This is a genomic window from Ruegeria sp. CE9, from assembly GCF_056537425.1.
In genome coordinates this window covers 152,682-176,599 of sequence record NZ_JBQFRO010000011.1, presented here as the reverse complement: position 1 = coordinate 176,599, position 23,918 = coordinate 152,682, and the positions used below count along the sequence as shown (strand labels likewise).

The 23,918-nt window shown below is 57.1% G+C and carries 19 protein-coding genes and 2 tRNA genes; 10 read left to right on the top strand and 11 right to left on the bottom strand.

Annotated elements, in window-relative coordinates; translation table 11 throughout:
* Positions 1-65 precede the first annotated feature (65 nt).
* The 4 genes from ade (at position 66) to ACR0B3_RS18950 (ending at position 4,745) form a co-directional block, all read left to right on the top strand.
* Positions 66-1,868, top strand: a complete 1,803-nt coding sequence (gene ade, locus ACR0B3_RS18965) for an adenine deaminase (RefSeq protein WP_480810410.1) — start codon at positions 66-68, stop codon at positions 1,866-1,868.
* Positions 1,865-3,328 (top strand): AMP nucleosidase, encoded by a 1,464-nt coding sequence (locus ACR0B3_RS18960; RefSeq protein ID WP_480810409.1) that lies wholly within the window; start codon positions 1,865-1,867, stop codon positions 3,326-3,328. Before ade ends, ACR0B3_RS18960 begins: the two co-directional genes overlap by 4 nt.
* Before the next feature lie 130 nt (positions 3,329-3,458).
* Positions 3,459-3,746, top strand: a complete 288-nt coding sequence (locus ACR0B3_RS18955) for an HU family DNA-binding protein (RefSeq protein ID WP_170684908.1) — start codon at positions 3,459-3,461, stop codon at positions 3,744-3,746.
* 111 nt (positions 3,747-3,857) lie between these two features.
* On the top strand, positions 3,858-4,745 hold the full coding sequence (locus ACR0B3_RS18950; protein ID WP_480810408.1) for a DMT family transporter: 888 nt from the start codon (positions 3,858-3,860) through the stop codon (positions 4,743-4,745).
* Here the strand turns inward: ACR0B3_RS18950 and ACR0B3_RS18945 are convergent.
* A complete protein-coding gene (locus ACR0B3_RS18945) occupies positions 4,721-5,242 on the bottom strand; it encodes a glutathione peroxidase (protein WP_480810407.1) in 522 nt (173 codons plus the stop codon). The two genes, ACR0B3_RS18950 and ACR0B3_RS18945, sit on opposite strands and share 25 nt — an antisense overlap.
* A gap of 143 nt (positions 5,243-5,385) precedes the next feature.
* Here ACR0B3_RS18945 and msrB point away from each other — a divergent pair, with 143 nt between their 5' ends.
* Complete coding sequence (gene msrB / locus ACR0B3_RS18940) at positions 5,386-5,832, top strand: peptide-methionine (R)-S-oxide reductase MsrB (RefSeq protein WP_480810406.1); 447 nt, start codon at positions 5,386-5,388, stop codon at positions 5,830-5,832.
* The gene (msrA, locus tag ACR0B3_RS18935) at positions 5,832-6,344 is read left to right on the top strand and encodes a peptide-methionine (S)-S-oxide reductase MsrA (protein ID WP_480810405.1); all 513 of its coding nucleotides are present in this window, start codon (positions 5,832-5,834) and stop codon (positions 6,342-6,344) included. Before msrB ends, msrA begins: the two co-directional genes overlap by 1 nt.
* A 22-nt stretch (positions 6,345-6,366) precedes the next feature.
* Here the strand turns inward: msrA and ACR0B3_RS18930 are convergent, their stop codons facing one another.
* The 8 genes from ACR0B3_RS18930 to ACR0B3_RS18895 form a co-directional block, all read right to left on the bottom strand.
* Positions 6,367-8,370, bottom strand: coding sequence for a hydantoinase/oxoprolinase family protein (locus ACR0B3_RS18930; RefSeq protein ID WP_480810404.1), 2,004 nt, complete (start codon positions 8,368-8,370; stop codon positions 6,367-6,369).
* Between the two features lie 62 nt (positions 8,371-8,432).
* The gene (gene queG / locus ACR0B3_RS18925; protein WP_480810403.1) at positions 8,433-9,470 is read right to left on the bottom strand and encodes a tRNA epoxyqueuosine(34) reductase QueG; all 1,038 of its coding nucleotides are present in this window, start codon (positions 9,468-9,470) and stop codon (positions 8,433-8,435) included.
* A 76-nt stretch (positions 9,471-9,546) separates the two neighbouring features.
* Positions 9,547-10,212 (bottom strand): FtsZ-binding protein FzlA, encoded by a 666-nt coding sequence (gene fzlA / locus ACR0B3_RS18920; protein ID WP_170684896.1) that lies wholly within the window; start codon positions 10,210-10,212, stop codon positions 9,547-9,549.
* Between the two features lie 60 nt (positions 10,213-10,272).
* Positions 10,273-11,013 (bottom strand): monofunctional biosynthetic peptidoglycan transglycosylase, encoded by a 741-nt coding sequence (mtgA, locus tag ACR0B3_RS18915; RefSeq protein WP_480810402.1) that lies wholly within the window; start codon positions 11,011-11,013, stop codon positions 10,273-10,275.
* 38 nt (positions 11,014-11,051) lie between these two features.
* Complete coding sequence (locus ACR0B3_RS18910) at positions 11,052-12,002, bottom strand: Hint domain-containing protein (RefSeq protein ID WP_480810401.1); 951 nt, start codon at positions 12,000-12,002, stop codon at positions 11,052-11,054.
* 186 nt (positions 12,003-12,188) lie between these two features.
* Positions 12,189-16,721, bottom strand: coding sequence for a glutamate synthase large subunit (gene gltB, locus ACR0B3_RS18905; protein WP_480810400.1), 4,533 nt, complete (start codon positions 16,719-16,721; stop codon positions 12,189-12,191).
* On the bottom strand, positions 16,718-17,152 hold the full coding sequence (locus ACR0B3_RS18900) for a GFA family protein (protein ID WP_480810399.1): 435 nt from the start codon (positions 17,150-17,152) through the stop codon (positions 16,718-16,720). Before ACR0B3_RS18900 ends, gltB begins: the two co-directional genes overlap by 4 nt.
* A gap of 27 nt (positions 17,153-17,179) precedes the next feature.
* The gene (locus ACR0B3_RS18895; protein WP_480810398.1) at positions 17,180-18,613 is read right to left on the bottom strand and encodes an NAD(P)-dependent oxidoreductase; all 1,434 of its coding nucleotides are present in this window, start codon (positions 18,611-18,613) and stop codon (positions 17,180-17,182) included.
* A 228-nt stretch (positions 18,614-18,841) separates the two neighbouring features.
* Between ACR0B3_RS18895 and ACR0B3_RS18890 the strand changes: the two genes are divergently transcribed.
* Positions 18,842-19,645, top strand: coding sequence for an undecaprenyl-diphosphate phosphatase (locus ACR0B3_RS18890; RefSeq protein ID WP_480810397.1), 804 nt, complete (start codon positions 18,842-18,844; stop codon positions 19,643-19,645).
* Here the strand turns inward: ACR0B3_RS18890 and ACR0B3_RS18885 are convergent, their stop codons facing one another.
* The gene (locus tag ACR0B3_RS18885; RefSeq protein WP_480810396.1) at positions 19,646-20,629 is read right to left on the bottom strand and encodes a complex I NDUFA9 subunit family protein; all 984 of its coding nucleotides are present in this window, start codon (positions 20,627-20,629) and stop codon (positions 19,646-19,648) included.
* A gap of 197 nt (positions 20,630-20,826) precedes the next feature.
* Here ACR0B3_RS18885 and ACR0B3_RS18880 point away from each other — a divergent pair.
* Together ACR0B3_RS18880 and hmgA are read left to right on the top strand one after the other, a co-directional pair.
* Positions 20,827-20,913, top strand: a tRNA-Leu gene (locus tag ACR0B3_RS18880).
* Positions 20,914-21,259: 346 nt separating this feature from the next.
* Complete coding sequence (hmgA, locus tag ACR0B3_RS18875; protein ID WP_480810395.1) at positions 21,260-22,621, top strand: homogentisate 1,2-dioxygenase; 1,362 nt, start codon at positions 21,260-21,262, stop codon at positions 22,619-22,621.
* Between the two features lie 77 nt (positions 22,622-22,698).
* Here the strand turns inward: hmgA and ACR0B3_RS18870 are convergent.
* Positions 22,699-22,775: transfer RNA gene (locus ACR0B3_RS18870), tRNA-Arg, on the bottom strand.
* Between the two features lie 115 nt (positions 22,776-22,890).
* Here ACR0B3_RS18870 and ACR0B3_RS18865 point away from each other — a divergent pair.
* On the top strand, positions 22,891-23,916 hold the full coding sequence (locus ACR0B3_RS18865; protein ID WP_170722870.1) for a LacI family DNA-binding transcriptional regulator: 1,026 nt from the start codon (positions 22,891-22,893) through the stop codon (positions 23,914-23,916).
* The last annotated feature ends 2 nt before the right edge of the window (positions 23,917-23,918 follow it).

Sequence of the window (23,918 nt, the reverse complement as noted above, 5' to 3'; positions counted from 1 at the left end):
TGATGATACGGTGACACCTCACCGGTGGGGGTTGCACCTTCTGTCGCATTCGTGAAAGTTGGGCCATGGAATACACGCCCTTCCCAAGTTGGCCCGATACCGCCCCTCGTCTCATTGCAGTTGCAGCTGGCCGTGAGGCTGCTGATATGGTGATCCGTGGCGGCATTTGGGTAAATGTGCATAGCCGCGAAACCTTGCCTGATCATGACGTCGCAATCGCTGCGGGGCGCGTGGCCTTTGTGGGACCGGACGCATCACATTGCATCGGAGCTGAGACGCAGGTCATCGAAGCCAATGGCCGCTATATGATCCCCGGCCTGTGCGACGCGCATATGCACATCGAATCGGGCATGCTGACCCCTGCCGAATTTGCCCGCGCTGTCATCCCGCATGGAACCACGTCCATGTTCACCGACCCGCATGAGATTGCCAATGTGCTTGGCCTTGAAGGCGTGCGCCTCATGCATGACGAGGCGCTAATGCAGCCCGTGAACATCTTCACCCAGATGCCGTCTTGTGCACCCTCGGCACCGGGGCTTGAGACCACAGGCTATGAAATCACCGCCGAAGATGTGGCCGAAGCGATGTCTTGGCCCGGCATTGTCGGGTTGGGTGAGATGATGAATTTTCCCGGTGTCATACATGGCGACCCGAAGATGCTAGCCGAAATCGCGGCCACGCAGAGGGCAGGGAAAACAGTGGGCGGACACTATGCTTCGCCCGTTTTAGGGCCTGATTTTGCGGCATATGTTGCGGGTGGCCCCGCTGATGATCATGAAGGCACCTGCGAGGCCGACGCCATCGCTCGGGTCCGTCAGGGGATGCGGTCGATGATGCGGCTGGGATCGGCTTGGTATGACATCGAAAGCCAGATTACTGCGGTGACTGAAAAAGGGCTGGATCCGCGCAACTTCATCTTGTGCACCGATGACTGCCACTCGGGAACGCTGGTCAACGACGGGCATATGAACCGCGTGGTACGGCATGCGATTGCCTGCGGCTGCGACCCTCTGGTCGCGTTGCAAATGGCGACGATCAACACGGCGACCCATTTTGGCTTGGAGCGCGAGATCGGCTCGATCACTCCCGGTCGGCGTGCTGACATAATCCTGAGTTCAGACCTGGCAGAGCTGCCGATCGAAACCGTGATTGCGCGCGGTCTGATCGTGGCTGAGGGTGGGGCGGTGACAATCGACTGCCCGCATCTGAACTGGCCCGACAAGGCGCGAAATACCGTTCATTTGGGGCATGCGCTGACATCGACTGATTTTGAGATCGCAGCCCCTGCCGGAGCCAATCGTGTTATGGCCAACGTGATCGGCGTGGTTGAAAACCAAGCCCCCACACAAGCGTTGAAATCCGAGCTGCCCATCATCGAGGGGCTTGTCGAGGGCGAAGGCGATGTATGTCAGATCGCATTGGTCGAGCGACACCGCGCTACCGGAGGTGTAACGAATGCCTTTGTTGCGGGCTTCGGCTATCAGGGCAAAATGGCAATGGCCTCAACCGTGGCGCATGACAGCCACCACATGATCGTTGTGGGCACCGACCGCGAACAGATGGCGCTGGCCGCGAACAGGCTGGCTGACGTGGGTGGAGGCATCACGATCTTCCGAGATGGTGAAGAATTAGCCCTGGTGGAACTGCCCATCGCAGGCCTGATGTCCGATAGCCCGGCTGCCGAGGTGGCTGCCAAAGCCGAAGCGATGGTCGAGGCAATGCAAGCCTGTGGCTGTCAGCTTAACAACGCGTATATGCAGCACTCATTGCTGGCACTGGTTGTGATCCCTGAATTGCGGATCTCGGACCTTGGGCTGGTTGACGTACGCACATTTGAAAAGATCGATCTTCTGGAACCCCTTGCATGACAATCATAAGAACTCCTGACGTTCCTTCCCCTCAGACCTTTACCGACCCGGTAGCGGCAGTCGCCCGCCTGGAAGAGCTGTATACACAGGCAACAGATTTCCTGTGCCACCACTTTGCGCAGGCCCTGGAGAACGGGACTCCAACCGAAAGATATCGCGCATTCTATCCGGAAATCCGTATCAAAACATCGTCTTACGCCCAGGTCGACAGCCGCCTAAGCTTTGGACATGTGTCCGAACCGGGTATGCACGCCACAACAGTGACGCGCCCCGATCTGTTCCGGTCTTACCTAACCCAGCAAATCGCGCTGTTGATCAAGAATCACGATCAGCCGGTAACTATCGGAGCCTCGGAAACGCCGATCCCGGTTCATTTTGCCGTGGCCAACAATCCAGATCTCATTGTCCCGCATCAGGGCGCTGCCGGTTTCACGTTACGCGATGCGTTTGATGTGCCGGACTTGAATACAACCAACGATGACATCGTAAATGGCGTGAACGAGCCTGAAAACGAGGCTGGGCCCCTTGCCCTGTTCACCGCGCAGCGCGTGGACTATTCGCTGGCGCGGCTGTCGCATTACACCGCAACAGACCCCGGCCACTTTCAGAACCATGTGTTGTTCACCAACTATCAGTTCTACGTCTCGGAATTTGAAAACTACGCGCGTGCGCAATTGGCCGATCCCGAAAGCGGGTATACCAGCTTTGTCTCGACCGGGAATGTCGAGATCACAGATGCCAAAGCTGCTATGGAAGAGCCGTTGAAGCTGCCGCAAATGCCTACCTACCATCTGAAACGCGCAGATGGCTCAGGGATCACGTTGGTCAACATCGGTGTCGGGCCGTCAAACGCCAAAACAGCCACCGACCACATTGCGGTGCTGCGCCCGCATGCCTGGTTGATGGTCGGGCACTGTGCCGGGCTGCGCAACACACAGGCGCTAGGAGATTTCGTTCTGGCCCATGCCTATCTGCGAGAAGACAAGGTGCTGGATGACGATCTGCCCGTCTGGGTCCCGATCCCCCCATTGGCCGAAGTTCAGGTCGCGCTAGAACAGGCTGTGGCCGAGGTAACCGAGCTGGAAGGTTATGAGCTAAAGCGCATCATGCGCACTGGCACCGTTGCTTCGGTCGACAATCGCAACTGGGAATTGCGCGATCATTCCGGGCCGGTGCAAAGGCTCAGCCAATCGCGTGCGATTGCACTGGATATGGAAAGCGCAACGATAGCGGCCAATGGGTATCGGTTCCGGGTACCTTACGGCACCTTACTGTGTGTCTCGGACAAGCCCTTGCATGGCGAATTAAAGCTTCCCGGCATGGCTTCGGCGTTCTATACCACTCAGGTCAGTCGTCATCTGGCAATCGGAATCCGGGCGATGGAGCATTTGCGCGGCATGCCGCTCGAGCGTTTACACAGCCGGAAATTGCGTTCCTTCGACGAAACGGCCTTTCTCTGAAGCAAAAAAGCAACGAATTCCCCATATTTTTGGGGTTTTTGGTGCTACTATTCGTTGTGTTTGGCCACAATATCCCGTTACAGTTACGCGGTGAGGCCCTATAGATCGGGCACGTTAAGGAGACCAAGAAATGGCAAAGCCTATGACAAAGACTCAGCTGGTGGCTGCTCTCGCTGAGGAAATGGGAAGTGACAAGAAATCCGCAAACTCCGCGCTGGAGGCCATCACCGGCCTGATCACCCGCGAAGTTTCCGCTGGTGGCGCCGTCACCCTGCCCGGCGTTGGCAAAATCTACTGCCGCGAGCGCCCCGAGCGCATGGTGCGCAACCCCGCCACCGGTGAGCAGTTCAAGAAAGAGGCCGACAAGGTGGTCAAAATGACCATCGCGAAAGCTCTGAAAGACAGCGTCAACGGCTAATTCGCCGACGAGACCGCACAAGATCAAAGGGGTCGCCAACGGGCGGCCCCTTTCTCTTGCGGTCGATGCCAAAATCGGAAACAGTCGCCCGAATTCTTTCAGGAGGCCGAAATGGATCTGCGCGCCATCGCCATGGGGCTTGTATTTGCCCTGATATGGTCTTCGGCGTTTTCGTCGGCGCGGATCATAGTTGCGGATGCCTCGCCTCTGTTTTCTCTGGCCTTGCGATTCCTCATATCGGGTTTGCTCGGCGTCGTAATAGCGCGCGCCTTGGGACAAAGCTGGCATCTGTCACGCAATCAGTGGCGCGCCACAATCCTGTTCGGAATATGCCAAAATGCCCTTTATTTGGGTCTGAACTTCTATGCGATGCAAACGGTCGAAGCCTCGGTCGCCGCGATCATCGCATCAACCATGCCGTTGCTGGTTGCATTGGCTGGATGGCTGGCGCTGGGTGAACGGATGCGTCCGCTGGGCATCACGGGCCTGTTCGCTGGTTTTGTCGGAGTCGCCTTGATCATGGGCAGTCGGATCAACGCAGGGGTCGATCTGTTCGGCGTTCTGCTCTGCGGGATTGGGGCCCTGGCTTTGACCTTCGCAACCCTTGCCGTGCGGGGGGCAACGTCGGGTGGCAACTTTATGATGGTTGTCGGGCTTCAAATGCTGATCGGTTCAGCTGTGCTGTTTCTCGCCGCCCCGATATTCGAGACAATCCATATACACCTTACGCTGCCGTTTGTGCTGGCTTTCACCTACACCACATTGTTCCCGGGCCTACTGGCGACCTTCATCTGGTTTCTTTTACTGGATCGAATTGGCGCGACACGTGCAGCAACGTTCCACTTCCTCAACCCTGTGTTCGGCGTTGCCATTGCCGCTTTACTATTGGGGGAAAAACTTGGTCCGCTGGATATGTTGGGGGTCGCAATTACAACTTTGGGCATTCTTGCAGTGCAGCTGTCGCGAGAGCCCGGTCAGCGGAGCAACGCCTCGACCTGATTGATCAGCTTGGGTGCATCCGGTTTGGTTGCGGATCCATAAGTGGCAACAACGGAGCCGTTTGGGTCAATGAGAATCTTGTTGAAGTTCCAACTGGGAACAAATCCCGTTTCAGCCGCAACCGACCGGTAAAACGGGTGCGCGTTTGGTCCTTTGACCTCGGTTAAGTCTGTCATGGGAAGCGTCAGATCGTAGTTGAGCTCACAGAACTCTTTGACCTCGCCTGCCGAGTCCAGCTCTTGATTGAACGAGTTCGAAGGCACCGCCAGCACAACCAACCCACGCTCCTGATATCTCTCGTGCAAATCCTGCAGGGCCGCATATTGCCCGGTGAACCCGCACAGAGACGCAGTGTTAACCACCAGAACGGGCTGCCCGCGCCAGTCTTCCAGCGACAAAACACCACCGTCGATGGACTGGAAATCAGCAGACAACGGTGCAGCCTGAACGGCCTTTCCCAACAAGATCAGAGCAGTCAACAGAGCCATGCGCAACATCTTCTCACCTCCTGTTGTTCTGGATACGCGTTAAGGTGCCTATTGGATCAATCGCACAGACTCGCGATCAGATTGAAATATGATTTTGAATTTCCAATGGATGTGCCCAAATAGTGCACCACAATCCTAACACCGGAGGAGCCATGCCCCGCTATACCAAAGACCCTGAGGTCATTGCTGCCCTGTCGCCAGAAGAGTTCCACGTGACCCAGCGCAGCGGCACCGAACGCCCGGGCACGGGCAAGCTGTTGAACAACAAAGAACCTGGCATCTATGTGGATATCGTGTCGGGCGAGCCATTGTTTGCCTCGACCCACAAATACGAATCCGGTTGTGGCTGGCCCAGCTTTACCAAGCCGATCATCCATGAACATGTTGAAGAGTTCCGCGATACGACTCATGGTATGATCCGCACCGAGGTCCGCTCGAAACACGGGGACAGCCATCTGGGGCACGTATTTCCGGATGGTCCGAGTGAACATGGCGGGCTACGATATTGCATCAACTCGGCGTCGCTGCGGTTCATCCATCGCGATGAGATGGAGGCCGAAGGCTATGGCGAATTTCTGATCCATGTGGAGGATATCTGATGACCGATGAACGCGCCGTTCTGGCCGGAGGTTGCTTTTGGGGCATGCAGGACCTGATCCGCAAACTGCCCGGCGTGTCGCGCACGCGCGTCGGTTATACTGGCGGCGATGTGCCGAACGCCACCTATCGCAACCATGGCACCCATGCCGAAGGGATCGAAATCTGGTTTGATTCCAACCAGATCACCTATCGTGAACTGCTGGAGTTCTTCTTTCAGATCCACGATCCCACCACCCTGAATCGTCAGGGCAATGACCGTGGGATGAGCTATCGTTCAGCCATCTATTACGTGGACGATACTCAGAAACAGGTGGCCGAAGACACGATCGCCGATGTGAATGCCAGCGGTATCTGGCCCGGGAGGGTCGTGACCGAGCTGGAGCCTGTCGGCGATTTCTGGGAAGCCGAGCCCGAGCATCAGGATTACCTTGAGCGGATCCCCAACGGCTATACCTGCCACTTCCCGCGCCCAGACTGGGTTCTGCCCAAACGGTCCAGCGCAGCAGAGTGAATGATCGGGTAGCCCTTCGGGGCTACCCGACCGCCACCCGAGGCCGCCCGCTGGCCTCAACCGTGATCATCGCCTCAACAAATACTTCCTGCGATTCAACCTTGGCGGTGCGGATGTCGCGGTCGACGGTTACGCGAATATCCTCTGCACCAGCGTCCCGAACGGCCCCTTCGGCCTCACCCCGCAGCGCGTTCTCGAGAACCTGCAAAGCAGAGGTGGAATCCGAGAAATCTTGCGGGCCTTCTTCCAGATGCACCCGATATCGGCCCTCAGCCGGTGAGGTCACCGATCCCGTGCGGCGCAAGGTCAGTCGTCCGACAACCGCCCCGATTGCATTGGCGACGCCGGCATGTTCCGGCAGAACCATTTTACAATGCAGCCGCTCACCAACCGCCGGGTAATAGCTGGGGGCCGATGCGCCGAGTCCCACCACATCCACATTCAGCGCCGCATCCAGCGCAAGCAATCCAAGGTGTTTTGCCAGTCCGCGCTGCGTCAAGACATGCCGCGCAAGATCTTTGGCAGGCAGGCCAAAATCGTCGCTTTCCTCGGCAAAAGCAGTCTCTAACAAGGTCAATGCGGTCTGTTCGGTCAATTGGTCGACAATGACCTGAGCCAGAGCTTCAGGAGATTGTGCCAGCCGATCACCCGACCCAACCCGCTTGCGCGCCGTCAGCTCCAAGGCTTTCAGCGCAGCCGCGCGATCCCAATCGTCAAGTCGCCCCAGTACATGGCTGGCATCCGACGGCGTCACGCCCGAGACCTGCACGATCCCGCGATCAACCAGGCGGGTCAGCGCACCATGCTCCATCCTGGTCTGTAGCAGTTTGCTAAGCGAAACGACCCGATCCGCCAACCGATCCAACAAAACAGCTTCACGCGGGCCTACCCCGTCAGCGGGGATCCCAGGGACTCGGCGCGCAAACCGAGTATCGTGTTCACCCACGGTCGTCGCACGCAATTGCTCGTCCAACGCAGCATGAACAATCTCTGGGGCCTCAGCAGCGATCAGCGACACCGGCAGCACCCGGCGCGGCCCAAGGAAAACACCGCCGCCCAAGCCTTCGGTCACCACATGAACCTGACTATCGCCACCCAAGCCATGGGTGCGCATTGCAACGGCCTCAACCATGGTGCGAAATCCGCCCACCTGCGCACCCGCAGGATCGATTGCTGGCTTGCCGTCACGGATCAACGCTACATCGGTTGTTGTGCCGCCAATGTCGGAAACCAAAGCGTTCTCGGCCTCGGTCAACCAACGCGCCCCGACAATCGAAGCCGCAGGACCACTGAGGATTGTCTCAATCGGTCGCTCCCGCGCTTGCTCGGCGCTCATCAGCGCGCCATCGCCTCGCACGACCATCATGGGCGCGGTAATACCCTGAGCTTGCAACTGATCTTGTGCCCGCCCGATCAACCGATCAATCATCCCGATCAACCGCGCATTCAGCACCGCCGTCACGGCCCGTTTTGGCCCGTTCAGCTTGGCCGACAGGTGATGAGAGCACGTCACCGGAACACCTGTACGCTCGGTAATCACACGCGCCACTTCCAGTTCATGCGCCGGATTTCTGGTCGCAAACTGCGCTGCAACCGCGTAACCGGAAATACCTGAATGTAAGGCTAAAAAGGCTTCAAGCGCCTCAATGTCCAGCTCTGCGACCTGCCCTCCGGCGTGGTTGTGCCCCCCTGCCAGAACCAAGGCCGGATCACCTTTCAATGCGTCTTTCAGCCCATGCTTCTCAAGATCACTATCCCGGAACCCGACATAGATAAGCGCGACGCGCCCACCCTGTCCCTCAACCAGCGCGTTCGTGGCCAAGGTGGTCGACAACGACGCCATACCGATCTGGTCAGGGGCGACGCCGGCCGTTTCAAGCACTGCCGAAACCGCTCGGCTGACACCAATCGCAAGGTCCGCCCGCGTGGTCAGGGACTTGGCCGAGGCGATCACCTCGCGCTCATCCCGGATCAGCACCGCATCCGTGTAAGTTCCGCCCGTATCCACCCCCAAAGCCAGCGCCATCGGGTCCTCCATCTGTTCGCCAGAATCGGGTGTAGCGTTTTCTTGCGGCGCGTCCAGCCTGTTTACGACAACCGGGCTGTTGCCCAGCGCGCAGCATCTGCCACGGTCATGTCAGGATCGCCGGTCAATCCCTGCGCAATTGACAGCAACGCCGAATCGCCGGAATTCCCAATCGCGTACAGAACGTTTCGCACAAACCGATCCCGCCCGATCCGTTTTATCGGCGAACCCGAGAATTTTATCCTAAATGCCGCATCATCCAACTGTGCCAGCTCCGCAAGCGGCGGCGCTTTCAACTCGTCCCGCGCAGCATAGCGAACATCGCTGGCCGCCACCGCAAATTTGTTCCAGGGACACGCGGCCAGACAATCATCGCAGCCATAAATTCGATTGCCCATAAGCGCCCGCAACTCTTCGTCCACAGGTCCCTTATGTTCGATGGTCAGATACGAGATACAGCGCCGCGCATCCAACTGATAAGGCGCCGGAAAAGCATCGGTCGGGCAAGAAGTCAAACATGCCCTACACGATCCACAATGGTCAACTTCTGCGCCGTCCACGGGCAGGTCTAATGTAGTAAAAACAGACCCTAAAAAAGCCCAATTCCCCCAATCCTGACTGAGCAGATTAGTGTGTTTGCCTTGCCATCCCAACCCGGCGGCCTGCCCCAGCGCCTTCTCGGGTACAGGGGCGGTGTCCACAAAAACCTTCACCTCACCACCGCCCTCGGCAATCAACCATCGCGCCAGTCGCTTGAGGCGTTTCTTGACCAAATCATGATAGTCCTTGTTCTGCGCATAAACCGAGATCGCCCCCAATTCGGGATGCGCCAAAACCTCTGTCGGATCATGTTCGGGCGTGTAACTCTCGGCCAACATAATCACCGACCGCGCCTCAGGCCACAGCACCGATGGATCGCCGCGCCAATGGCTTCGATCAGCCATCCAACCCATCTGCCCATGAAATCCAGCCTTCAGAAACGCATCCAACCGATCGGGCACCTCAGGCACATCCCACGGACGACACACCCGGCAGGCCACAAACCCTTCGCTCAAGGCCTGCTCCACCAACCGCTCTTTCAACTCTGATCCGCTCTTCATCTGGCCAAAATATCCTCGGGGGTGAATTGGCCCAATAGGCCAAGAGGGGGCAGACAGCCCCCTGCCCCTCAGCCTATCAGAAATCCAGATCAGCGTAATGCGGTGGCGGTCGGAAACCCGGAACCTGATCCGCCAGAATCGACCGGAACGCGGGACGGGACTTTATCTTCGCGTACCAATCCTTCACCGCCGAACTGCGGTTCCAATCCACATCCGAAATATAGTCCAACGCGGACAGGTGCGCCGCAGCCGCAAAGTCGGCCAGCGTCATCTGATCCCCCGCCAGCCAGCGGCGATGGTCCAGCAACCAAGCCATGTAATCCAGATGATACTTAATCGCCTTTGCACCAGCCTTGACGTTTTTGCTGTCCGGATAGCCCTGACCCGTCACCTTCTTGTTCACCCGCTCATACAAGAGATTTGACGTCACCTCGTGATGAAACTTGTCATCAAACCAGCCAACCAGACGTCGAACTTCATATCGCGCCTCGGGCTTCTTGGGCATCAAAGGTGGCTCAGGGCGGGTCTCTTCGATGTATTCACAGATCGCCGCGCTTTCAGCCATGATCTGACCATCCAGCCGCAGCACCGGAACCTTGCCTGCCGGATTGCGACGTAGGAAATCAGGATCCTGTTCCCAATATCGTTCTTCGACCAGTTCAACCTCGATCTTCTTTTCGGCCAGAGACAGGCGAACCTTGCGGCAGTAGGGAGAGAGGGGAACGTGAAACAGACGCGCCATGAACTTCCAATCGAACCAGTAGACTACTCTTCAAGCTTTAGCGCCTGAGGGGATGTGGTTTCAATCCTCGAAACAGTCGGCGCGTCCATCTGCGCGGATGGTAGCCGCCCCATCCAGGATCGAAGCGGCGCGGCGGCGCGTCCGAACCGATGGATCAGTGACTGATCGATTGCGCGGCGAGGGCAGGATTGCAGCCAATCGTGCCGCCTGAACCGGCGACAGTTTTGCCGCGCTTACTCCGTAATATTTCTGCGCCGCTGCCTCGACCCCAAAGACGCCCGAGCCTGTTTCGGCGACGTTCAGATAGATTTCGAGAATGCGTTGTTTGCTCCAGACTATTTCAACGACCGGAGTCATCGTCGTTTCAAGCGCCTTGCGGACCCAACTGCGCCCCTGCCACAAAAACACATTCTTCACCACTTGTTGCGTGATGGTCGAGGCACCGCGACTGCCGCCATCTTCCAGCGCGTCGCGGATCGCTTCAACATCAAATCCCCAATGCAGGCAGAAATTGGCATCCTCGGCAGCGACCACGGACCGCGCCATGATGGGAGATATCTCCTCGATCGCCACCCAGTCACGCTCGACCTTGCCCAGTCGCCGCCATTCCGACCAGATTGTGTGAGTGACCGGCGGATTCACGACCGAATATATCAGCACCAAAGCCAAAAAAACTGCCGCCAGCACCACCACAGCACGCAATGCCCAGCGCCGAATCTGAGCGATGGGGCGTAATGCATTCTTTGATTTAGACGCCTTGTTTTTCTTACCGCGAGACTTGCGCGCTGCTTTTTTTGCCATGGCTTGCTATACGCCGCCCGGGTCGCATTTGAAACGGATTATTTCGACAACATCTGCCCGTCACGCGGACGTACAACCGGGCGCGCGGTCCTTACCGATGCAGCCCCACGGGTTTTGAGCTCAGGGAACAATTCAAGCACCTCTGCCTGCGTTCGCTCTTCGGCGTGACTTACTGCATGCCCTGGATAATAGCTTTCGCTTTTGGCTCCGTTGGCAATCACAATCTCATGCCGTCGGAACAGCAGATGGATGTATTCCACCTCTCCCCCTTCGACCCGTGTCACGGTTTCGCCGTTTACAAGGCAATGCGCGGCAATCAGTACTTCTTCGTGACCAAAAAGATAAGGCGCGCGCCAATCGTCAATCAGCATCCGATGCTGCGGAGACACCAGAAGCGGCTGCGTAAGACCAAAAACCCCGGCTTCAAACCTGATCGGCGCCAGCTTTCCTTCGGCCGCCACAGTTGTCCGGCCAACCCAGAGCAAAGGTTTTGCACCGCTATCGGCCGTCGTGATCAAATCGCCCGGCTTCAGATCCTCAACCAGCCTTGGCCCGTCAGGTGTTTCGATCAACGTGCCGGGTGTAAAGCAGGGCGGACCCAAATCCCCATTGGCTATGTCCACAGACCCAAAGGACGCGCCATCATCGCTGAAATCGGTGACCGACGAGGATACAAAAGTGCCCTGCTGCAGAACCTGCCCGTCAGTGGGTGTAAAAACCTCACGCCCATCTGCGAGGTAGAATGTCACACCGACGTAAGTCACCTCTACACCGCTCGGCAGCTCGATGGTTACGACGTCGTCAAAGTAGGACGCAGTAATGTCTGAACCGTCGACGGAATCACCGTTCAGCCGGTTGATCAGGTCATCGTCGTTCTGATCGACGATATCAAAGACCTCAACGTTCAGCGTGGTTCCAACCACCGTTCCGTTCGCACCCGGGTTCGCCGGGTCGAGCACAAAAAACTGGTCTGTATAGGTCGTGGGCACACCGATACTCCACTTAACTCACATCATTGGGACGGCATCATGCCTGCATTTCCCGAATAAACTATGACCAAAGCTAGGCGTTTTAACCCGCATTGCACAACAATTGGAAACAATAAGTGCGCACAATAGAAAACCCGGCGTGCTGGAAACGACACGCCGGGTCCATGATTCTCGCTGTATCGGGGCCTATTCTGCAGGAACGGCCGCCATTTCAGAGGTTAGAGGATGGCTGAGTTTGTTCAGCATCTCTCTCGGGCAAACTTGAAGGAAGTTGGCCTTTTCCACTTCCCAGTGCTGCAGGATATCAATTCCCTTGCGGCTGTTGGTTTCTTCCACGTGGCGCTCGACCATCGCTTTCAGCTGCGTTTCCCAATGCTCCACTGTCACAGGGCAAGTGACCAATGTCTCCATATTCATCAGCTGTTCGGCTTTGCCTTCGGGATCGTACAGATAGGCCATACCGCCTGTCATACCCGCACCAAAGTTTGCCCCAATGTCACCTAGGATCACGGCCACACCGCCGGTCATGTATTCACATCCGTTCGAACCGCAGCCTTCGATCACCACCTTGGCGCCCGAGTTTCGCACCGCGAACCGCTCACCCGCGCGGCCAGCCGCGAACAGGTGACCGTCGGTTGCGCCATACAGAACGGTATTGCCGATGATGGTGTTGTCATCTGCCTTCAGCGGGCTGACCTGCGGCGGTCGAACGACAATCATGCCGCCCGAAAGACCTTTGCCAACATAATCATTGGCATCACCCGATACCTCAAGCTTAAGGCCCGGAGCCGCAAAGGCCCCCAGCGACTGACCAGCCGAGCCTTGCAGCTTCACGTGCAGATGGTCATTCTGGAACGTGTTTTGCATCCCGAAATTCTGCACGATATGGCTGGAAACACGTGTGCCAACGGTCCGATGCGTGTTCTGCACTGCATAAGACAGCTGCATCTTTTCACCGTCTTTCAGGAATCGGGCTGCATCGCGCACGATTTCAGCGTCCAGTGTATCCTGCACTGCGTTGCGGTCCTTGTCGCGGTTGTAGACGATGTCATGCGCGCCATCGACGGTGATCAGCAGCGGGTTGAGGTCCAGATCATCCAGATGTGCCGAGCCTCGGCTGACCTGAGCCAACAGATCGGCCCGACCGATGATTTCATCCACTGAACGCGCACCGAGGCTGGCCAGCAGCTCGCGTACTTCTTGCGCGTAGAAGGTGATAAGGTTCACCACCTTATCCGCATTGCCGGTGAATTTGGCACGTAAGGACTCGTCCTGCGTGCACACACCAACCGGGCAGGTGTTCGACTGGCACTGACGCACCATGATACAGCCCATCGCGATCAGGGCGGCGGTGCCGATTCCGAATTCCTCGGCCCCCATCATCGCGGCCATGACGATGTCGCGCCCGGTGCGCAAGCCACCATCGGTCCGCAGGGTCACGCGGTCGCGCAGGTTGTTCATCGCCAGAACCTGATGCGCCTCGGTCAGGCCCATCTCCCACGGCAGTCCAGCGTATTTGATACTGGTTGCGGGCGACGCGCCCGTTCCGCCATTGTGACCCGAAATCAGGATAATATCCGCTTTCGCCTTGGCCACACCTGCAGCAATCGTGCCAACGCCCGAAGACGCCACCAGCTTTACCGTCACCTTACAGCGCGGGTTGATCTGTTTCAGGTCATAGATCAGCTGCGCCAAATCCTCGATCGAGTAGATGTCGTGATGCGGTGGCGGTGAGATAAGGGTCACGCCCTTGGTTGAATGCCGCAGACGAGCGATCAGGTCGGTGACCTTCATGCCGGGTAGCTGACCGCCTTCACCGGGTTTCGCACCCTGGGCTACCTTGATCTCAAGCTCTTCACACTGGTTCAGGTACTCGGCGGTCACGCCAAACCGGCCCGAGGCCACCTGTTTGATCTTGGCCGATGGATTGTCACCGTTAGGCTCGGGCACGAAATGCGCCGGATCTTCGCCACCTTCGCCACTGTCGGACTTTGCTCCGATCCGGTTCATCGCCACGTTCAGCGTCTTGTGCGCCTCGGGCGACAGCGCGCCCAGCGACATGCCCGGTGTGACAAAGCGTTTGCGGATAGATGTGATCGATTCGACCTCTTCAATCGGCACCGGCTTACCCATTGGTTTGAAATCCATCAGGTCGCGCAGGTGGATCGGCGGGTTCGACTGCATCTTGGCCGAGTATTGCTTCCACAGCTCATATGAGGCTCTGTTACAGGCCATTTGCATCATATGCATCGAGGTCGCTTCCCACGCGTGAGTCTCACCCGATTTGCGCGATTTGTAGAAACCCCCGATGGGCAACACGTCCAATCCGCTGTCCCAGCCTTTGGCGTGGATCTCTTCCAGCTTGGTTTGAATACCGGTGACGCCGATGCCCGAGATACGGCTGGTCATGCCGGGGAAGTACTCAGCCACCATCGCGCGGCTGAGGCCTACGGCCTCAAAATTCAGGCCACCACGATATGAGGAAATCACCGAAATCCCCATCTTGGCCATGATCTTCAGCAGGCCCTGATCGATGGCTTCGCGGAACCGTGCAACGTTTTCTGTAAGCGTTCCATCCAGCAAGCCGCGATCAATGCGATCTGCAAGAGAATCCTCGGCCAGATAAGCATTAACAACGGTCGCGCCACAGCCGATCAAAACCGCGAAGTAATGTGGATCGACGCATTCTGCGGATCGCACGTTCAGTGAACAGAAGGTGCGCAGCCCCTGGCGCGTCAGGTGCGAGTGCACGGCGCTGGTCGCAAGGATCATCGGCATGGCCACACGACCCTCGCCCGAATTCATATCCGACAACACCAAATGTCCTGCGCCAGAGCGCACGGCCTCTTCCGCTTCGGCTCTAACACGGGCCAAAGCCGCGCTTAGCGCGCCCTGGCCGGGCTCAAAGCTACAATCGATTTCAGCCAGCGGAGATCCCAGATTTTCTACCAGGATGTCCCACTGCGCGTTCCCGACAAATGGGCTTTCCAGAACGATGATCTCGGTCTGGCTGCTGTCTTCGTCCAACACGTTCTTGAGGTTCCCGAAACGCGTCTTCAGCGACATCACGCGGTATTCGCGCAGGCTGTCGATCGGAGGGTTCGTGACCTGGCTAAAGTTCTGACGGAAGAAATGGCTTAGCGGGCGGTATTGCTTGGACAAAACAGCCGACGGGGTGTCATCCCCCATAGACGCCAGCGCCTCTTTGCCATCCTCGGCCATCGGTGCCAGAATTTGTTCCAGTTCCTCAACCGAGTACCCGGCTGCGATCTGCCGCTTTCGCAGCTCTTCACCTTTGAAGATCGGTGCTTCGGACGCGCCGGCCAGCGTTCCGTCCAGATCATTGATCTTACCAACCCACTCGCCAAATGGAAGGGCGCGCGCCAGTTTGTCCTTGATCTGTGTATCGCGGAACAGTTTGCCCTTCTTCATATCCACGGCCAGCATCTGTCCCGGGCCCAAAGCGCCCTTTTCAGTGACCGATGCCTCATCGATCGGAACCATCCCGGCCTCGGATCCGGCAATCACCAATCCGTCCCCGGTTACGACATAGCGCATCGGGCGCAGACCGTTCCGGTCCAGCCCGGCGCAAACCCAACGGCCGTCGGTCATGGCCAGCGCGGCAGGGCCATCCCAAGGTTCCATCACCGAATTGCAGTAGGAATACATGTCACGCCATGCCTGCGGCAGCTCAACCGCCTGCTTGGACCAGCTTTCCGGAACCAGCATGGTCTTTGCCATCGGAGCCGAGCGGCCCGCACGCACCAGAACCTCAAAAACCGAGTCTAATGCAGCGGAATCCGACGATCCGCCTGCGATGATCGGCTTAATATCTTCGGCATAGTCACCAAAGCTGTCCGAGGTCATGCGGATCTCGTGGCTTTTCATCCAGTTGATATTGCCCTTAAGCGTGTTGATCTCGCCGTTATGCGCCAACATGCGGAAGGGCTGCGCCAGCCACCACTGCGGGAAGGTGTTGGTCGAATAACGCTGGTGATAGATCGCAAAAGCGGATTCAAAGCGCTCGTCCATCAGGTCCGGGTAGAAGACCGCCACCTGTTCGGCCAGCATCATGCCTTTGTAGATAATCGACCTGCAAGACAGAGACGCCAGATAAAGCCCGGAAATGCCCGCGGCCAAAGCTGCCTTTTCGATGCGGCGGCGAATAACATACAGCTCACGCTCAAACGTCTCTTCGTCCACACCCTTGGAGTTCGAAATCAGGATCTGCTCGATCTCGGGTCGGGTTGCGTTGGCCTTTTCACCCAGGCAAGTCACATCCACGGGCACATGCCGCCAGCCATAGATGTAATAGCCCATGCGCAGAACTTCGGTTTCCACGATAGTCCGGCACTGTTCCTGCGCGCCAAAATCCGTGCGTGGCAGGAATACCTGACCAACGGCGATCAGTTCGTCCAAATTGGGCTCATGCCCTGTCCGGCGGATCTGGTCGTAGAAGAAACGCACCGGGATCTGAACATGGATGCCCGCGCCATCACCGGTTTTGCCATCGGCATCAACAGCCCCGCGGTGCCAGATCGCTTTTAGCGCATCAATGCCTGCGTCAACCACCTTGCGCGAAGGCTTGCCGTCGACAGACACAACAAGCCCTACCCCACAGGAAGAATGCTCTTCCTGCTCGGAATAGAGACCATTTTCAGCCATCCATTTGCGTTTGGTTTCTTCGGCCTGCACCCAATCGGCATCATATTTGGTCATTGGCTGTCTCCTTCTTCCGGCTGGGCAAACATGGCTTCGACCTGCGTCTTGGTCATCTGCCGGCGCTCACCTTCGAACGCATACCCGCCGGGTTTTTTGTCGATGTAAAGTTCCAGTTGCAGCGGGTGGCCTGTATCTTCGAACAGGCCTGCTGCCATTTGTGTATGCCCATGCATCTCGCCTGGTAGGGTGATCCGGTACCAAAGCGCTGAACCACAATCGGCGCAAAAGGCACGCTCGGCCCAATCGGACGAGGTGTAGGTTTTGACCGGGCCCAAGGCGGCATAGCCGGGCTCGGCCTGAAACGTCACCAGCATAGAGCTGGTCCAGCGGCGGCATTGGTCACAATGGCACGCGCCCAGCGAGTCTTTCGCCGGAGTCGCGGTCACAGTCACTGCGCCGCACATGCATTGACCTTGCAATTCGGGCATCAGACCCTCCTGTCGCTGGGCATTTAGTTACTCGGCTGCAACCACAGCTTTGCTGTTAAAGCGATCGATGATGGCGTCGGCGCAGTCACGACCGTCGCGGATCGCCCAAACCACCAGTGACGCACCACGCACGATGTCACCAATGGCGTAGACGCCCTCCATCTCGGTCTCACCGGTCTGGAAAGCAGCCTTGACGGTCCCCCAGCGGGTCACCGGCAGGTCGGGTTGGCCGAACAGGGTGGGCAGGTCTTCGGGCTCAAATCCCAACGCCTTGATCACCAGATCGGCGTCTTCCACATAGTCGGCGCCTTCGATCACTTCGGGGGCCTGACGGCCCGACGCATCGGGTTGACCCAAACGCATTTTCTGAACCATCACGCCCGAGACCTTATCATCTCCGGTAAAGCCTTTAGGCGCGCTGAGCCACTCGAACACCACGCCTTCTTCTTCGGCGTTCTGGGTTTCACGCTGCGATCCCGGCATGTTGGCGCGGTCGCGACGGTATAGACATTTGACCGAGGTTGCACCCTGACGGATCGATGTACGTACGCAATCCATTGCTGTATCGCCACCGCCGATCACAACAACCTTTTTGCCTTCTGCATTCAGGCGGCCGTTGTCAAAATCTTCGACTGCATCACCAAAGCTTTTGCGGTTCGAAGCGGTTAGGAAATCGATCGCCTTTTCAATACCCGCCAGACCGCTGCCCGGCATGGACAGGTCGCGCGATTTGTAAACGCCCGTGGCGATGATCACCGCATCATGTTTTAAGCGGATTTCCTCAAACTTGGCGGCGTCTACGTCGCAGTTCAGAACGAATTCGACACCACCATCTGCCAGCAGGTCATTGCGGCGCTGAACGATGTCTTTTTCCAGCTTGAAGCCCGGGATACCGTACATCAGCAATCCGCCAGCGCGGTCATAGCGATCATATACCGTGACCTGAATACCAGCCCGCCGCAACATATCTGCCGCAGCCAAGCCGCCCGGACCACCACCAATGATCCCTACGCTTTCGCCGCGTTCAGCACCGGGCTGAACGGGTTTGACCCAACCTTTGTCCCAGGCGGTATCGGTGATGTATTTTTCGATCGTACCAATCGTGACCGTCCCATGGCCCGATTGCTCGATGACGCAATTGCCTTCGCACAACCGGTCCTGCGGGCAAATACGGCCACAGATCTCAGGAAACGTATTGGTCGCCTGACTGGTCGCATAAGCCTCTTCCAGACGTCCGGTGGCGGTCAGGTGCAGCCAGTCCGGGATATTGTTGTGTAGAGGGCAATGCGACTGACAATAAGGCACACCGCACTGGCTGCACCGACTCGCCTGCTCGGCCGCTTTTTCCGCAGCGTAATCGGCGTAGATTTCATCAAAGTCCTCTTTGCGGTCATTTGCGGCACGCTTTTCAGGCATGACGCGATCGATCTGCACAAATTTCAGCATCGGTTGCTTGGCCACGGGTCAGACTCCATGAATTGGCTTGGTCGGGTCTCTTTAAGTGAAGTCATTGAGGATGAAAAGTCAACTGTACTGACCTAAAATTGGAAAATCGCGGGAAAGGGTGTATTTTTTTGAGGTTTTTAACAACTTTTAGTTCCGATTCGGACCTATATGCACACTTCCCTTTACAGCAGCACGCAAATACCCATTGTTATCGACAAAACGACCAAAGCGTTGGCAGAGCAGATGAGCCTTTTTCACTTGATTCTCGTGGCGATGATTCAGGGCGTCACCGAATTCCTGCCTGTCTCATCCTCTGGGCACCTGATCCTGTTACCCAGCCTTACCGGCGCAACCGATCAAGGCTTGGCAATTGATGTTGCGGTACATGTGGGCACGCTTGGCGCGGTTATTTTGTACTTCTGGTCCGATGTGAAACAAGCGCTGGCCGGACTGCCAGAGGTCTTGCGCGGGCAAACTGATACCCCTCAGGCCCGATTGGCACTGGGTTTGGTCATCGCAACAATTCCCACGGTCATTGCGGGCGCGATTTTGTACCTGACAGGGCTTGAGCAATCACTTCGTTCGGTCGCAGTAATAGGCTGGACAATGCTTGGGTTTGGCCTGTTGCTTTATTGGATGGATCAGAACGGCGCGCAGACCAAAGAGGCCAACGACTGGGGCTTCAAGGACGCATTGATCATGGGGCTATGGCAGGTATTGGCCCTAATCCCAGGCACCTCACGCTCGGGGATCACGATCACCGGCGCGCGCCAATTGGGCTATACCCGAGAAGATGGGGCCCGAATTGCGATGCTGATGTCCATTCCAACGATCATAGCTTCCGGCACACTGTTGTCGGTTGACGTGATCCGAGACTCCAACGCGCAATTGGCCAAGGACGGTGCAATCGCCGCAGCGTTTGCCTTTATCGCTGCGCTACTGGCCCTCAGCCTAATGATGCGGCTATTGCGCAGCGTCAGCTTCACACCCTACGTAATCTATCGGGTGATCCTTGGCGCGATTTTGCTGGTGATCGCCTACAGTTGATCAGATCTTCAGGTTTTTGGCCGAATCCTGAATCTCATCATACTGACCAGAGGGCCGGAACTTCCAGAGATACTCTGGCAATATCGATTCCAGAGTCGTCGGTTCGATCCCGAGATCCACAAATCCCTTGGCGTCTTGTGCAACCACGTTGTCACGCCGCAGGTTCTTAAGCTGGTCGCGGGTCAGAATGTGGTTCGGGAACAGCTGGAAACTGACAAATTTGGCGATATCTAACACGCCCGCCATGATCTTCGCCGCCCAGAAAGGCATGCCGATGATGATCCGGCGACGGTGGATTACGTCCAGCATCTGCTGCATCAGCGCACGGAAGGATTTCACTTCTGGCCCGCCAAGCTCGTAAATACCTGCGGGCGCATCGCCCAAAACGCCCTGAACGGCCGCCTGAGCGACATCATCCACGTATACGGGCTGAAACTTCGTATCCGCCCCGACAAGCGGCAGGAACGGGCTCATCCGGGTCATCCCCGCAAAGCGGTTGAAAAACTGGTCTTCGGTTCCGAATATGACCGAAGGGCGCAGGACGATCGCACCCGGCATGTGTTGCAGCACTCCTGACTCGCCCTGCGCTTTGGTGCGCGCATATTCGCTGTCAGAATCCGCATCAGCACCGATGGCTGAGATGTGCACCATACGCTCAACACCCTGCGCGGCCGCCAGCCGGGCAATCCGTTCAGCACCATCGGCCTGCACCGCGTCAAACGCGTTCTTGCCCAGTTCGTTCAGGACACCCACGCAATTCACCACTGCATCGGCACCATGCATCGCAGCAGCGACCGAGGCATCGTCGCGAATGTTGCACAAGATCGGCTCGACCTGTCCAACCGCACCATAAGGTCTGACAAACATCGCCTCATTTGGGCGGCGCACGGCCACGCGGACGCGCCAGCCCTTGGCAGCCATACGTCGTGCGATATATCGGCCAACAAAGCCTGATCCACCGTAAATCGTGACCAGTTTCGACATGATGGCGCTCCTGCTATCTGGTTCTGAGTTGGTCTAGCGCTCAAGCGTCCGTTGAACAAGGCGCAATAACGCCGCGCGGCTCTGAAAATCCAGCGTTTGAAACCGATCTTGGGTGTTGCGTCAAAAAACTTTTAAAATCACCTCGAATCCGGTTGACGCCTTCCGCCAGTCAGCTTAAACGCCCCTCCACGACACCTGCCCAGGTGGCGGAATTGGTAGACGCGCTAGCTTCAGGTGCTAGTGTCCGTATGGACGTGGAGGTTCGAGTCCTCTCCTGGGCACCAAACATCCCCAAAATTTTAGTATCTCTGCAGCGATTGTTCGTAACATTTCGAAGATTTCGAACGCCTGATAAGAGCTGAATACAATTGGTCGAACTACTCCAAGTTTCGACCATAGATTTATTTCGTGGAAATAGTGTATTCGCCCGGAGTCATCGCGGCCAATTGCGCCCATTTCCAAACCTTAGCTTTCTGGACCAAACAGAGCGCCATGTCTTGCCGTCTCTGACTCCTGCAAATTTCACTCATGTTTTTTCCAGATCATCACCCCTCACGCTTGTTAGTTACAAAGTCAACTATTACCAAAGCGCTCAACTTCGATCGCTTCTGCTCGGAAGGAACGCGCAAAATGAATGAAATATCAAAACCCGAACGTATGACGATTGCCCCTTCCCTGAAGGGTCCGCATGCTGGATATATGCCTGGTTTCGGCAATGATTATGAGACCGAAGCGCTGCCTGACGCCCTGCCGCAAGGTATGAACAGCCCGCAGAAATGTAACTATGGCCTCTATGGCGAGCAGCTTTCGGGCACAGCCTTTACTGCGCCCGCGCACCAGAATGAGCGTACCTGGTGCTATCGCATTCGCCCTTCGGTAAAGCATTCACACCGTTACGAAAAAATCGATGTACCGCATTGGATTTCAGCGCCCAATGTCGACCCCGATGTGATCAGCCTGGGCCAATACCGCTGGAACCCGGTACCCCACACTGAAGAACGACTGACTTGGGTCACCGGTATGCATACCATGACGACAGCCGGGGACGTGAACACTCAGGTGGGTATGGCCAGTCATATCTACTTGGTAAACACGTCGATGGAGGATGACTATTTCTTCTCGGCCGATTCCGAGCTGTTGGTTGTGCCGCAAGAAGGCGTTTTGCGATTCTATACCGAGTTGGGAATCATCGACCTTGAGCCCAAGGAAATCGCCATCATTCCACGCGGCCTTGTGTACCGCGTCGAGGTTTTGGGGGGTCCGGCGCGCGGGTTCGTGTGCGAAAACTATGGCCAGAAATTTGAACTGCCCGGTCGCGGTCCGATTGGCGCCAACTGCATGGCCAACCCGCGCGATTTCAAAGCGCCGGTCGCGGCGTTTGAAGATCGTGAGGTGCCTTCGACCGTAACCATCAAATGGTGCGGACAGTTCCACCAGACCAAGATCGATCACAGCCCGCTGGACGTAGTGGCGTGGCACGGCAATTATGCGCCAGTAAAATATGACCTGCGCACCTATTGCCCGGTCGGAGCGATCCTGTTCGATCATCCGGATCCGTCAATCTTCACAGTGCTGACCGCCCCGTCGGGCCAACCGGGAACTGCCAATATCGACTTTGTCCTGTTCCGCGAACGCTGGATGGTTATGGAAGATACGTTCCGCCCGCCGTGGTACCACAAGAACATCATGTCCGAGCTGATGGGCAACATCTACGGCCAGTATGATGCGAAACCGCAGGGCTTTGTCCCCGGCGGTATGAGCTTGCACAACATGATGCTGCCCCATGGCCCGGATCGCGACGCATTCGAGAAGGCTTCGAATTCAAACCTGGGGCCCGACAAGCTGGACAACACCATGTCCTTCATGTTCGAAACCCGTTTTCCGCAACATTTGACCGCCTTCGCCGCCAACGAAGCGCCACTGCAAGATGACTATATCGATTGCTGGAGCGACATTGAGAAGAAATTCGATGGAACTCCCGGCAAGAAGTGACGGTATATACCCCGACATTTCTCGATAGATCGAGCTTCAGCCGCTAAGGCCTGTAATCAGGATGGTTCGAAAGTCTCTGGCGACCCCGGCAGGATTCGAACCTGCAACCTGCCCCTTAGGAGGGGGCTGCTCTATCCAGTTGAGCCACGGGGCCGCGCGTCGTTTTCTGTAGCGGGGTTTTTACGGATTGTCATGAGCTTTGCGTAACAGTTGAACAGTTTGCCCTGTTCACGCTACCATCGGGGCAAACAAACAATGCAGGTACCCCGGTGACAACAGAAACAAAACGCCCGCTTACCCTTCGCGATGTCTCGGAAGCGTCCGGAGTATCCGAGATGACCGTCAGCCGGGTGCTGCGCAATCGCGGGGATGTCTCGGATGCTACCCGGACTCGGGTTCTGGCCGCTGCAAAAGAGCTGGGATATGTGCCCAACAAAATCGCGGGAGCATTGGCGTCGAGCCGCGTAAATCTGGTGGCGGTGATCATCCCGTCGCTATCGAATATGGTCTTCCCAGAGGTGCTGACCGGCGTTAATCAAGTGCTGGAAGACACTGAGCTGCAGCCGGTAGTCGGTGTCACCGATTATCTGCCCGAAAAGGAAGAAAAAGTGCTGTACGAGATGCTCTCGTGGCGGCCTTCGGGTGTGATCATCGCAGGGTTGGAACATACCGAAGCGGCACGCGCCATGCTGGATTCTGCCGGCATTCCCGTGGTTGAGATCATGGACACTGACGGCAAGCCCGTGGACGCAATGGTGGGGATATCTCACAGGCGCGCAGGACGAGAGATGGCGCAAGCCATTCTAAAGGCTGGCTATGAGCATATCGGCTTTATGGGCACCAAGATGCCGCTGGATCACCGCGCCAGAAAGCGGTTTGAAGGCTTCACGGAAGTGCTGGGCAAGCACGGGATTGAGATCGAGGACCGCGAGTTCTATTCGGGCGGTTCCGCATTAGCCAAGGGGCGCGAGATGACCCAAGCGATGCTTGAACGTTCGCCCGAATTGGATTTCCTGTATTATTCCAACGATATGATTGGTGCCGGCGGGTTGCTGTATCTGCTGGATCAGGGGATTGATGTCCCCGGCCAGATTGGATTGGCCGGGTTCAACAATGTCGAACTGCTGCAGGGTCTACCACGCAAGCTGGCCACCATGGATGCGTGCCGAACCGAGATCGGACGTACTGCGGCAGAAATCATCGCGGCGAAACTGGCCGATCCGGATTCCGAAGTGGAAACCCGCGTCACTCTGACTCCCAAGATCAGCTTTGGCGACACGCTGAAACGGCGTTAAGC